Annotated in this window: 9 protein-coding genes; 1 reads left to right on the forward strand and 8 read right to left on the reverse strand. The window is 28.9% G+C overall.

Features of this window, described 5'->3' with window-relative positions; genetic code table 11:
• Position 1 precedes the first annotated feature (1 nt).
• The 6 genes from ACZ5TJ_RS10390 to ACZ5TJ_RS10415 all read right to left on the reverse strand — a co-directional run bounded on the left by ACZ5TJ_RS10390 (position 2) and on the right by ACZ5TJ_RS10415 (position 10,513).
• Positions 2-3,724 carry a VWA domain-containing protein gene (locus ACZ5TJ_RS10390; RefSeq protein ID WP_464202315.1) on the reverse strand — a complete coding sequence of 1,241 codons (3,723 nt, stop codon included), beginning with the start codon at positions 3,722-3,724 and terminating at the stop codon, positions 2-4.
• Positions 3,725-4,038: 314 nt separating this feature from the next.
• On the reverse strand, positions 4,039-4,860 hold the full coding sequence (locus ACZ5TJ_RS10395; RefSeq protein ID WP_464199444.1) for a pyridoxamine kinase: 822 nt from the start codon (positions 4,858-4,860) through the stop codon (positions 4,039-4,041).
• Between the two features lie 18 nt (positions 4,861-4,878).
• Entirely contained in the window at positions 4,879-5,409 is a 531-nt protein-coding gene (locus tag ACZ5TJ_RS10400) for an ECF transporter S component (RefSeq protein WP_055207139.1), read from the reverse strand.
• A 162-nt stretch (positions 5,410-5,571) separates the two neighbouring features.
• Positions 5,572-7,452 carry a tyrosine decarboxylase gene (tdc, locus tag ACZ5TJ_RS10405; protein ID WP_464199447.1) on the reverse strand — a complete coding sequence of 627 codons (1,881 nt, stop codon included), beginning with the start codon at positions 7,450-7,452 and terminating at the stop codon, positions 5,572-5,574.
• Between the two features lie 2 nt (positions 7,453-7,454).
• On the reverse strand, positions 7,455-8,873 hold the full coding sequence (tyrP, locus tag ACZ5TJ_RS10410; RefSeq protein WP_464199449.1) for a tyrosine-tyramine antiporter: 1,419 nt from the start codon (positions 8,871-8,873) through the stop codon (positions 7,455-7,457).
• A gap of 263 nt (positions 8,874-9,136) precedes the next feature.
• Positions 9,137-10,513, reverse strand: a complete 1,377-nt coding sequence (locus tag ACZ5TJ_RS10415; protein WP_464199451.1) for a peptide MFS transporter — start codon at positions 10,511-10,513, stop codon at positions 9,137-9,139.
• A gap of 561 nt (positions 10,514-11,074) precedes the next feature.
• On the opposite strand from ACZ5TJ_RS10415, the gene ACZ5TJ_RS10420 reads away from it, so the two are divergent.
• Positions 11,075-11,440, forward strand: a complete 366-nt coding sequence (locus ACZ5TJ_RS10420) for a single-stranded DNA-binding protein (RefSeq protein ID WP_464199453.1) — start codon at positions 11,075-11,077, stop codon at positions 11,438-11,440.
• 46 nt (positions 11,441-11,486) lie between these two features.
• Here ACZ5TJ_RS10420 and ACZ5TJ_RS10425 read toward each other — a convergent pair whose 3' ends face one another.
• Together ACZ5TJ_RS10425 and ACZ5TJ_RS10430 are read right to left on the reverse strand one after the other, a co-directional pair.
• Positions 11,487-12,263 carry a nuclease-related domain-containing protein gene (locus ACZ5TJ_RS10425; protein ID WP_464199455.1) on the reverse strand — a complete coding sequence of 259 codons (777 nt, stop codon included), beginning with the start codon at positions 12,261-12,263 and terminating at the stop codon, positions 11,487-11,489.
• Positions 12,264-12,350: 87 nt separating this feature from the next.
• On the reverse strand, positions 12,351-13,934 hold the full coding sequence (locus ACZ5TJ_RS10430; protein WP_464199457.1) for a ClC family H(+)/Cl(-) exchange transporter: 1,584 nt from the start codon (positions 13,932-13,934) through the stop codon (positions 12,351-12,353).
• Positions 13,935-13,995 lie beyond the last annotated feature (61 nt).

The following is a 13,995-nucleotide window of genomic DNA, read 5'->3' on the forward strand; positions in this document are numbered from 1 at the left end:
TCTACATATCAAACTTTAACATTTCTATACTACTAGCATTATTTTCATTTAATAATTCTTCTATATAATCTGAAATATTGCTTCCCCAATTAATATTAGAATTTTTAACTCCTCCATATACAACAGAAGCTTTATATTTTCCTTTATTACGAATGATATTATCCATTATATTTAAAGCTTCCTCATAATTCAGACCATGGATTTCACTTAATCCTTGATTAGCTAATTTTTCAAAACTATTCATATATCTTTTATCTGCACCAATACTTAACCATTCTCTTGACAAATATGATACTAATATTTTTTTATTCTCATCATTTTTTAGTTCTGCTGTTAATCTTGTCCCTTTTTTCTTTCCATCAGACATTATTGCTTTTTCTGCATAAGATCCTTTAGCCTCAATAATAAGCACATCGTCACCTTTTTGCATTATTATATCAGGTCCATGTACTCCATTTCTAAGTTTTTTTCTTTGAGCATACACTAATTTATATCCTTCATTTTCATATTTTAATATTGCTCCTTCTGTTGCTGTTGCCTCTGCTAAAACTTTTGGAGATAAATTTTCTCCCCAGAACTTTATAACCCTATTATTTATTATTGCCTTATCAGCTGCACTAAATATTTCATCTGATAATTTACATAATCCTCTTTTACTTAAATCACTTATTACATCAAGCTTATTTGCTTTTTTCGCAAGTTCTAATAAAGTATCGTTATCAACTTTATTAAATGATTTTAAGTCTCCAAGTACCTCTGAATTCTTACATGCAATTGGTAGTATTGACTCACTTACAACTTTATATACCTCTGGTGAATCTTCTAATTCTCTAGTAATATAGGTAACCATTTTAGGAATATTATCAACATTTCTACCTCCAAATTCAACTAAATTACTAGCTATTTTACCTGCATCACCAAATGCAGGAACCAAACCTAATAAGTTAAGAATACTACTAACAACATCTCCATTAGCAACAGATGCTATAAGATCTCTTATATCACCAATTGCAGCTAAACCTGAAGCTATATGTCCACCAATATATCCAAGGGAATTCCATGTATAGTCTTCCATTAATCCCCATGATACTGCAAAATTACCTGCATCTCCCCAAAGTGCTCCTGCTGCTACATCTTTTATATGCTCATACCAAACCTTATCATAGAAGAATGGATCTAACTCTTTTTCATATTCTTCTTTATCATCATATGAATCATTATCGCTATTCCTATTTATAGGGTTATATCCCATATTAACTTCATCACAATCAATTAATCCATCAAAATCACTATCAGGGTCATAAGATTTAGTTCCTAATTCTGATTCATCTAAATCTGATAATCCATCACCATCTGTATCTGCAACAGTTGGATCACTATCCATGTAATAATATTCATTGTATTTATTTGAAAGAATATCCCCGACTTCTTGTCCATCTGTTCTACCATCACCATCTGTATCAGGATTATTTGGATCAGTATAATAAATATTTCCTAAACCATCTCTAATTCCTTCAACCTCAACATTATCTGGTACTCCATCTTCATCAGTATCTACCACTTTCCCAGTCTCATCTTGAATTCTATCAAATACATCTGGTAAATCTTCTGAATTAACTACTGGGAAATACATACCTCCTGTTGATTCTGCCATTTCCTTTAATCTTGCTGAATCTACATATCTGCCTAATCCTATTGTGTATATAATAATTTCATTTTCTATTGCATCCTTTATAGTCTTTGAGCTATATGAGCCACTTCCATCAGTCAATAATATCTGAGCTTTTACAGCATCCTTCCTTCCATTTTTTATAAGCTCGTTATTTGCCATATCAGCACCAGCACCAATATTAGTGCCTCCCCACTCCCAAACTCTATCAATATTCTTTTTAACATCTTCTAAATCTTCAGTTAATGGTGATAATAATTGTGCGTAACTTTCAAATGCTACAACTCCAGCTCTATCCCCTTTTATTAAACCATCTACAAATCTTTTAGCAGCCTCTTTTCTATTACCTTGAGAATCACTTGAGGACATACTACCTGAACAGTCAATGGTAAACATCATGTCTATATATTTTAAATCTGCTTCATCTCTATTTCCTTTATTTAATGGTGCTTGCCATAATGTATACCAATTTGGTACATAGAATAATACAAACGTTGTGAAATGATCTGTTTCACCCCAAACCCTATTATTTTCTTTATCTATTCCTTGTTTTTCTAATGGTACCATTGTCATTAATTCTTCATCAAAATAGAAAATTTGTACATTCTCTATATCATTATTAGGTAACTTAGATGAGTCAACTTCTAAAGATACTGTTGCCTTTTCAAATTCTTTATCTAGCTGAATATCAACAGGCTTTGAAACTAGACAATCTAATTTATTAACTACAGAATCTTCACTTACTTCCTTAATTCTTACATCATTTGATATATCTCCATTTGCAACTATATCTACTTTAGCTCCTGTTTGTGAATCCTCAAATGACTGATTATATTTTTCATCACCATCTAATATTCCATTACCATTAGTATCTGGATTTAATGGATTTGTTCCTAGTTTCTTTTCTTCCCCATCATTTAATTTATCATCATCTGTATCTTTCTTTAATGCATTTGTTCCAAATTTATTTATCTCATCTCCATCTAATAATCCGTCATTATCTGTATCTGGGCTTAATGGATCTAATACAAGTCTTTGTTCATCAATATTTTTTAAACCATCTTTATCTGTATCCTCATCTGCATCTGATATTCCATTATTATCTGTATCTTTTTTAGTTCCATCTGTAGCATTTAATAATTTTAATGCCTCAAAATCATCTAATAATCCATCTTCATCTGTATCTGCCTTGTCTTTATTAAGACCTAATTTATCTTCTAAGAAATCAGGACATCCGTCCTTATCCTTATCAGCCAGCTCTAACTTGATTTCTGTTGGCACTAAATCTTTTAGTCCTTCAAAAACTTTTATATTAAATCTACTTCCTCTATAAACTATATTTTTTGCAATTATTAACCCATTCAAATTAAAATTAGCTGAAGTAATTGTAACAGTTCCATTTGGAGCATATATTAATCCATTCATATTTACATTTGAAGATGATATGTTAATATTCCCCTTTTCAGAATAAAGTACAAATCCTTTTTCACTATTATTACTAGTATTTCGAGATGATAAATTTATATCTTGTGATGCTATTATGTATTTATCACCTTTAAATTCCTTTCCATCAATTTTTATATTTCCATTAACTTTTATTGATGTATCAACTTTTTCCTCATCATTAAATAATTTGTCTTCATCATAAGTTTTAAATCCATCTTCTAACATTTTATTTATATCTTTATCTAGAGATGGAATACTTATTTCCCCGTATTCTTCAAGTTTTTCTTTAATATTAATTTCTGCTCCTGCTGTTGTAATTTTATTTTTAGTTATACAGCTAGCTCCAATATTTAATCTACTTCCAAAGAAGTTAAATGTACCATTTGATAATACATTATTACTGATATTACTTTCTGATCCACTAATATCTAAAGTTTTGTCCCCTGTTGATATTAATGAATAATTGTACAAGCTTGTAAAGTCGTTTACTTTTTCTGTTTTTTGTTTTTCATTCCCCTTTGCTTTTGCATAAATTAGGTTTGTAGGTATTAACTGTATAATTAAAGTGAATATAACTAATAATGCCATAAACCTAGTTTTTCTTTTCATCAAAATTCCCCCTTTTTCCCTTTTATACCTTAATTATACATTTGTTTTTTTAAATTTCGTCTATATCTTTTCTTCGTCAAAATTTCTGTTAATTCTTTAGATATACGATATTAATATAAAATATGCTAAATTAAATTTAATACAATTTAAATTAATATTTATTATTTAGAATGTATTATTTAAATTTATTTGACTAAATAATATTTTAATTAATAATAAATAAATCATAAAAAATGTACCAATTATTAATTCACACTCTCTAATAAAATAAAAAAAGAACTATTTCACTCTATATAAAAGCGAAATAGTTCTTTTTATAATAATTTATATATTTGTTTTTCTAATAATACACCCTCACGAGATGGGTAGTCATATTTCATGCTTTCTTTTATACACTCTTTAACAAATAGTGATGAGTAATTAACTGCTTCCATTATATTAGTTCCTTTTAATATTTCAGTACATAATACAGCAGTAAATATATCCCCTGTTCCACCATAAGATTTCTCAAGTTTTTTATGATGTATAATAGAAGTTTTCTCTCCATCACATACAGCAATTCCTATACAATCTTCCTCTGATGGAACTGATGTGATTATAATATTTTTAGCTCCAATTTTCTTTAGATCTTTTATTATATCTATTATTTCATCTTCAGTGTAATTATCTTTTATCTCTCTGTTAGTTAAATATAAAGCCTCTGTAAAATTAGGTGTAATAACATCACTTAACTTAATTAAATTTTTAAGTTCCTCTACATACTCTAAAGTAAATCCAGAATATAATTTATAATTATCCCCAAATATAGTGTCTACTATAGTTACTCCAGTTACTTCTCTTTTAAGGTATTCTATAGTATCTTTTACTTTATCTATAGTTCCTAAATAACCAATGAAATTCAAATCAAAGTTAATTCCATTTTCATCTAAGCTTTTTGTAGCTTCTTTTATAAAGTTTTTGCTATCTAGCTTTGCTATATCCTGAAATCCACCAGTATGACTTGATAATACTACTGATGGCACTGGACAAACCTCAATTCCTCTAATACTCATAATAGGCATTATATTTGTAAGAGATGCTTTACCTACGCTACAAAGACTATGAATAACTAACGCTCTTTTAATAGGCTTTTTCAAAGTCTTATCTCTCCGTTTCTAATGATTCATTTTTTGTAATAATCCTTTTGTACTTGCTTTAACAGCCATTGATAATGGTATTGCTATAACTAATCCTATAGCTGTTGTTATTATTGATGTTGAAAGTGCAACAACAGCACCTTGCCATCCTTTAAATAGTGCCCAATTAAATATAAAATAACCAACTAATGATACTATTCCTCCACATAAAAAAGCAATAATATTAAGTATTGTACTATTTCCTTCTTTTCCATTCATAAATGCAACTTTACCCGTAACATATCCAGTAAGTCCTTTTATTATAAATGTTGGTATAATCCATAATGCAAAAGCTGGTGTTAATGCATCCATAAGAGCACTTCCAATAGCTGCTGGAATAGCTGCTTTTTCTCCAATTAAAACTGCTACTATAAATATTACTGTTGTGCCTAAGTGTACCATTGAAACTCCACCTCCTATTGGAACTTCAATATGCAAATAAGTACCTAAAAATACTAATGCAGCAAACATTGAATACATAACAAGTCTTGGTGTGTTAACTTTTTTCATATTTTTCTTCTCCTTATATTATCTTCTTTTCTATTAATATTATTCCTTAGTTTTAATTTGTGTCAAATGTACCGTTACAATACTTCCAAATTAAAAGAGTGTCATAAAAATTTTATGGCACTCTTTTTTAGTGTAAGTTATTTATGTAATTTTTATATTCTTTTATCTTTTATTTAATATATTATCTAGCTTTTCAACTATAGCAGCATCCATCTTCTTCATATATTCATCAAATACTTCTTCACAATTTAAGAATGGTGATAATACACAAGCTCTTAATATAGTTACCTTCTTAACCTTTTCCCATTCTTCTGTTGGTATTCCACAGCTTTCAACAAACATACGTGGTGAGTCTCCATAATCTCCAACAGTAAAGTCAGTATGAGAAGTTAAGAAATCATTAACGTATAATGCTTCTTTTACATATGAAGCTTCTTCATAGAAGTCATGGTTTAAGTCATTCATAACCTTTAAGTCTGTGTTGCCATGAACATTAAATACAAAGTCAACCATATTAAAGTCTGGTCTAACTAATGGATAAACATCTACTACTTTATCTCCAACTTGATATGATTTTTGGTTTTCTAATTTCTTGTATAATTTATATGCACCTTCATTACCTGCACCAATTAACTTACCATATCCAGTTATGTTAAGAGGCATTGTTCTATGTGCAGTCCATACTGAAGCAGCAGTAGCGCCAGCTTTTGAACCTTCAAGCATAAATGCTCCAAGAAGTGATGGTATATCTGCTCCTTTTTCAAATACGTAAGTTGCAAAGTATGATATTGAATCTCTCATTCTCTTATCTTTTACAATAATCCCTCCAGCTGAGTATGGAATATATCCCATTTTATGAGGGTCAATTGTAATAGTATCTGCTTTTTCCATTCCTTTAAATGCATTATAAACTTCAGTTGTTGGCCACTTCGTGCTTTCATCTAAAATAGCACCATGTTCTAGCATCTTTTCTTTTAATTTATCTTCTGGTATAAATGAATAATCTTCATCTAAGAATATTGATCTTGCATATCCACCATAAGCTGCATCTACATGTATATAGAAATTAATTCCCTTCTTTGAGAATTCGTCTCTTATTTCAGCAATTTGGTCTATATGGTCAACTGCACCTTCTTCTGTAGATCCAACAACACCAACAACTCCAAGTATAGGAATTTGTTTGCTTGTATATTCTTCTATTGTTTTTCTTAATTCATTCATATCCATTCTGTAGTTGTTATCAACCTTTACAGGAACTACAGATTCAACACCAAGACCAAGAATATCTCCAGCTTTAAGCCATGAATAGTGCTTAGTTTGTGGTATTAACCATTTACCTAACTTACCTATTTTATCTCCCATTCCTCTAGCTGAATGTTCTTTTATTTCATCTAGTTTTTCACCTGCTTTATCCATAAGGTCAAGTATTTCACATACGCTCATATTTAAAAGTTCCCATTCTGACTTTCCTTCTACAAGTTCTGGTGTAACTTCTTTCATTGCAAGAGGTATTGATTTAATATTTCTTGCATACCATAAACCTTCATAGTTAGCTATTGAACCGTCAGCACAAATATGTCCCCAACCATTTTCATTGTAGCCAACTAATTTACAGAAATCTTCTCCAACTTCTTCTTCCATTTGTGATGTTGCAGGAGATGATTCATAAGCTACGTTGTTACCATTGTATAACATAGCTGCAAAGTATCCTAATAAAGCTGGCATTAAAGTTTCTGAGTTCATGTGTCCTAAGAATCTTGGTGAATGCCATGGAACTGAACCTGCTCTTAATTTTGAAGATAATTCAATTAAAACTTCTTTTAATTTATCTTTACTTACAAGGAAACTTTCCTTACGTTCATCTGAAACTTTAATTATAGTTTCATCTTCTGGATGGAAATTCTTTCTCCATTCAGCATGGTCATTAAATAATCTTAATAAACTTTCTTCAAAAAAATCCTCATTTTCTGATTTAGGTCCTAAAAACATTGCTTTTAAGTTAATGTCTTCAGTATCATCTACTTTTTTAATATCATCTTTCATTTCTATTTCTCCTTTGCGTTTGATTTTTTCCAAGAGTCCCTCTTAAAGGCATATATTATTAATGGTGATATAAAGCATATTAATGTTCCAATTACTTGGAATAGAATATACATCATTCGTCCTGATTCTGGGACTGAAATTGGTGGTATAAAACTTACTGCTATTGTTAAAAATACACCGATAAATGCTAATATACATGTTATCCACATACCTGTTTTACCACCTGGTATAGTAAATGCTCTATGTACATCTGGTTTTTTGTATTTTAAAATTAATTCAGCAAGTATTATAAATATGTAAACTATGCTATATAAAATAGTTGTTAATATTAGAACCATAAAGAAACTATTATTAACATCTGGTACTACAACATAAACGATAGCAACTAATGAAACTACTATTGCTTGAATAAGTACAAACGCTACAGGAACATCACGTTTAGTTCTCTTTTGGAACATTGGAGGTAAGTTACCTTCTTCGGCAACTTTAATCATTGCTTTTGAAGGACCAAGTACCCATGCACTTAACTGTGCAAGAACTCCAATTGCAATCATACCTGCTATAACATTTGTAAGCCATGGCATTCCAAGTTCATTGAAATAAATTTGGAATGGTTGAGTTATATTTGATAATTCAATTTTATCTGATGGTATTGTATTAGCTTCTGTAAGTCCTGCAATAAGATTGAATATTATAAGAAGTCCCATTGATAAGAAAACTGATATTGGATAATTCCTCTTTGGATTCTCTATATTATTTGCATGAACTGAAGCAATTTCTAACCCTGAGAATATAAATATTATTCCTGAGAAAAATGACAATTTATCAAATGATGCTAAACTTGGAACTGCTGTATTATAATTAAATGGTCCTAAATATACATTTCCATGTTTGAAAGTCCACCATAGTCCTAACACAACTAAGACTACAAAAGGAATATAAATACCAACTACTGCACCAATACTACCAACTACTTTTCCCATATCAAATCTAAAGTTTAGTAATGTTACTGCCCAATATGAAACAACTATAATAATGAATATAAACACATTATTTTGAGCAAGTTCTGGTCTTCCTATGGCATATGCAAGCATTACACCAACAGTAGAACTTACCATAACCATACCAAAGAATAGTTGAACCCATAAAAGCCAAGCAGTTACAAATCCCCATCTTTCACCTAATGCTTCTTTAACCCAAACTTGAGATCCACCTTCTTCTGTCCATCCTGTTGCAAGTTCTGCTGAAATTAATGAAATAGGTATTGCAAAAAGGACTGCAGCACCTATCATAAAGAAGATTTGTTGCCATCCAACAATTGCTAATGTAGGTACGCTTCTAACGCTACCATAAAAAGCTATACTTATACCTATTAATTGAAATAAGGTAAGCTTTTTATTTCTATTTTCTGAATCTCCCATATTATTTTCACATCCTTTTCTTTTGTTTACTCAATTATATTTTTCTTAAGATTCATTTATCTTTATTTATGTTCACCACCTTTTGGAATTATTAAATTACATTTTCTTTGTAACTAAATTTATTATGTGTTAATTTGCTAAGTTAAATACAAAAAAATCCTACCTTTATTTAAGGTAGGATTTTACAATAATTAAAACCTATTTATTTTCAATGCTTATAAAAAAATGACTGCAAAATTTTGCAGTCATTTTTCTTTATTTCTTTATTTCATCATTTTATTGATTTTCTTACTGAATATTAGTAATATTGCCCCAAGTGATATTACTACTGCTGATATTAATGCAAAGATATCTCCAGCACCTAACTTTTCGATGTTTGATGCTATAAATCCTCCAAGGATATTAGCTATACCATTACTTGCAAGCCATAATCCCATTAGAAGTGTTGCGTATTTAATTGGTGCAAGTTTTGATACCATTGATAATCCTATTGGTGATAAACATAATTCACCTACAGTATTACAGAAGTATGTAATTACAAGCCACCACATACTAGCTTTTGCAACTGGATTTTCTGCTCCACCTATTGAGTGTACAGCAAGTACCATAAATAAGAAACCTGTTCCTAATATAATCATACCTAATCCCATTTTTACTGGAATACTTAAATCACCTTTTTTTCTATTTGCAAGTTTTATCCATAACTTAGCCATTATAGGTGAAAGTATTAAAACGAATACTGGGTTTAATGATTGGAACCATGCAACTGGTACAGTCATTCCCATTACATCTCTGTTAGTTAGCTTTTCAGCAAACATTGTTAATGAACTTCCTGCTTGCTCGAATCCAGTCCAGAAGAATATAACAAATGTTGTTAATATAAGTATTGATGCAACCTTTTTCTTTTCTTCTTTTGTTAATGGTTCATTTTTATATGATTTATTACTGTTTTTATCTATTTTTTTAGCTGCTGGCTCTTCTCCTAAATGTCCTAAATATTTAGGTGAGAATACTATATAAATAATTTCTCCAATTACCATTCCAATAGCAGCTGCTAAGAATCCATATTTAAATCCATATGCTATTTGTCCATTTACAGTGCTTGCAAATAAGTTTTCTGCAAAGTATCCACAAATTAATGGAGCTATAAATGATCCTAAGTTAATTCCCATATAGAATATTGTAAATGCTGAATCTTTTCTTTTATCTTCTGGTTTATAAAGTTGACCAACTATTGTTGATATATTTGGTTTAAAGAAACCATTACCGATTATTAATAAAGCTAAACCAGCAAAAAGACCTACTCTGTTACCAACTAAGAATAATGTTAAGTTTCCAAGGAACATTATTCCTCCACCAATTATAACTGATTTCTTTTGACCTAAGTAATTATCAGCTAAATATCCTCCGATTATTGGTGTAAAATATGTAAAACCTGTGTATGTTCCATATATTAAAGCTGCTGTACTAACGCTAAATCCTAAACCACCTTGAATAAAACTTGTTGTTAAGTATAACATTAGTAATGCTCTTAATCCATAATAACTAAATCTTTCCCACATCTCAGTTAAAAATAAGAGATATAAACCTGGTGGATGTTTTAATCTGCTTACTTGCTGAGCGTCTTTTGTAATTTCCATGTTGTATTCCCCTTTTCATATGTTTATGCTTATTTATTCATTTTTATTTTTGCAATTATATCTTTTTTAAAATTCTTTTGTCTTTATTTTGATTACAATAAAACTATACCACTTAGTCGACTAACATTCAAGGAGTTTTTTGATTTCTTTTAATTTAATTAACATTTTAATATAAAACTATTTATTTTTATCTATATCCAATTATTAATTTGTTAATTTAAGAGCTATTTTATGCGTTTTATTTATCAACTTATCAAAATTCTTATGTATTTCCTAATAATACATTTGCTCTTAATTTAGATACATTTGCAAGTTTTATTGCACGAAGGTTCTATTTTACGCCATTTACAAAGAATTTATTTATAATCATTTATGAATTTTTATAAATACTATTCAATTTTAATTAACACTTTGTTCATATTTATCAGATTTTTTATCCTTTATTACCACATGGAGTTGTTATTGTAATAATTTAGAATAATTTATCGAACATTTGTTCGTATATTTTTTAGATATGTGTCAATACTTAAAATAAACACATATATTTAAGGAGTGATTTTAATGAATAAAGTTTTATTAGTAGGAAATCTTACTAGAAATCCAGAAATTAATTATTCAAAGGATAAAGGAGTGCCTTATACTAGATGTACACTTGCTGTAGATAATAAAATAACAAAAGTAACTAATTTTATTCCTTTTGTTATTTTTGATAAAAGTGCAGAAGCACTTTGTGAATATGCAAAGAAAGGAAGTAAAATTGGTATAACAGGTTACATAAAGACAAATAGTTTTTCTAGAAATGATTCTACTATATATAGTACGGATATAATTGCAGAAACTTTTGAGTTTATTAATTATAGTAAGAAATCATCTACTGAAGAAAGCGAAAAGTTAGAAATGGTTTCAAATGATTCTATTCCATTCTAATATAGAAAGGTGACATAGTACTTCTATGTCACCTTTTTACTTGAATTTATTTACTTATTTTTATTATAATATCCAATACACTTTCAAAATCAACATTATTATTTCCTTTATATCCTTTTATATAGTTAACTAAGTCCATTGCAGTATCTTCGTTAAATATACTTACTTCTTTTTCATCATATTTTATATTAAAATTGATATCTTTATTTGAATAATAAATAATTGATTTTACATCAATTAAAAATCCTTCTCTCTTTAAATATTCTCTTAATCTACTTTCTTGTTTTTTTACTATATTAATTGGATTATCTACTTTTTTCTTTTTACCTTCAAATATTACACTCCACTTATTATCACTTTTATTACCTTTAATATCCCCCATATCATTTCTTATATATATAATAAATACAGCATCTTTGTTTATTACAGCAGTATGTATAAAATTAATACCACCACTATTTTTAAATCTTAAATTCTTAATTATATAATTTTTATCACTTAATGTATGTAATTCTTCTGGAAGTAATATATTACTACTTATATCATCCTCTTCTTTTAATAATTTGATAAAACCTTTTTTAGTATGTTCCTTTATTAAATATCTTCTTTTTAAATATATATATGTAAGTAATAATGATATTAATAAAATAACTAGATCTTCAAACTCTCCAAGTAATCCATCCATTCTAAATAAAGTAAATATAAGTTTCACTATGAATATACTTATTATAAAAGCGATTATTGCAGAGAGTTTATTTAATTTAAACTTTTCTCTTTCTTCATTTAAATTTTTAACTTCATCTACTTTTACTAATATGGCCAAATAAATCACATCCAATGCTTTAATATAAAAGGGTTAGAAACTCTTCTAACCCTCTTAGTATATACCAAATTTTATATAATAATCCTTCTATTCTTTTATTTCTGTAGATAATTTTTGAAGTGCCTCCATTGAACTTGCAGCCTTATCATCATCAACTAGTACAACAAGGAAATCTCCTGCTAATATTTCAGTATCACCATTTGGAATTATTTCCTTTCCACCTCTTTTTATACCTACAAGTAGACATTCCTCTGGCCATTCTATATCTTTTATCAAATGACCTTCAACTGTGCTACCCATAAATACTGAAATTTCTAAAATTGTCTTCTTTGGATATGCCTTATGTTCTCCCTCATCATCTTTGCCATATTTCTTTAAACTTCTTTCAAGTAAACTTTCATAAATAGGTTCTGATTTTAGAATATCTGAAGTTACATAAGAAAATATTACTACTATAGTTAATGCTAATAAATGTTCAAATGATCCTGACATTTCAGTAATTAATACTATTCCTGTTATAGGTGCTTTTACAATAGATGCAAAATGTCCCGCCATTGCAAAAATGACAAAATTAATTATATACATAGTAGGAATATTAGCACTTTTGCAAACTATAATACCAAATATATTCCCAACAATAGCTCCAAGAACTAATAATGGGAAGAAAATACCTCCAGGTGTTCCTGAACCAAAACTTAAAAATGTGAAAATATACTTTACTAATAAAAATAAGAATAACATTGTAATTGTAAATCTACCATTTCCAAGACTCATTATTAATGAATGTCCACCACCTAATAAAATAGGTGCTATAAGTCCAACTAATCCTGCACATAAAAATGGTATCATAACCTTAACTTGAATAGGAACTTTCCTTAACATTCCATATATATCTTGTGTTTTTAGTATTCCCTTACTGAATAATACTCCAGTAAATCCTAAAATAATTCCTAAAATACAAAGTGTCCAGTAATATTTAAGTGGCAGAGCAGATACATCTGAAAAACCAAGTGCTGGATTAAGGCCTAAGAAGTTCTTGCACATAAAATCTGCTGCAATTGATGCTGACATTGCAGATAGTAAAACTAATGGTGAAAAGTTTTTATGAACTTCTTCTAATGCAAATATAACACCTGATAATGGAGCATTAAAAGCTCCTGAAAGCCCAGCACTTGCACCACTTGTAATTAAAAATTTATCTTCTATATTTATTCTTTTACATACCTTTGAGAAACCTTGTCCTATAGCAGCACCCATTTGTACAGAAGGACCTTCACGTCCTACAGATAATCCTGCAATTAACGCTGCTGTTCCTCCAATAAATTTGAATACTAAAACTCTAAGCCAGTTAACTTCAAGCCTTTTCATAAGTATGCCTTCAACTTGTGGTATACCACTACCTGAAATCATAGGATCTTTTTTTACTAAACATCCAACAAAAAAACCCATTAAACCAAGTATTACAAATACTAATAATATAGTTAATGGATGCCCCTTTGAATAAGTATAAAATTTAATAAGTAATGGAGATAATTTTTCAACTAACACTCTATTTGCTACTATAACTAATCCTGTAAGTAATCCAATAAGAGCAGATTCCCATATTAATCTAATCTTTAAATTATTTCTATGGGGAAAAATATCACTTACTCCTTCTTTGCTTTTTTCCATTTTCGTCTCCCCTTAATATATTTATATCTATAATTCATATACATTAAAAACTTAGCATATC

It is taken from the genome of Clostridium budayi (genome assembly GCF_055396605.1).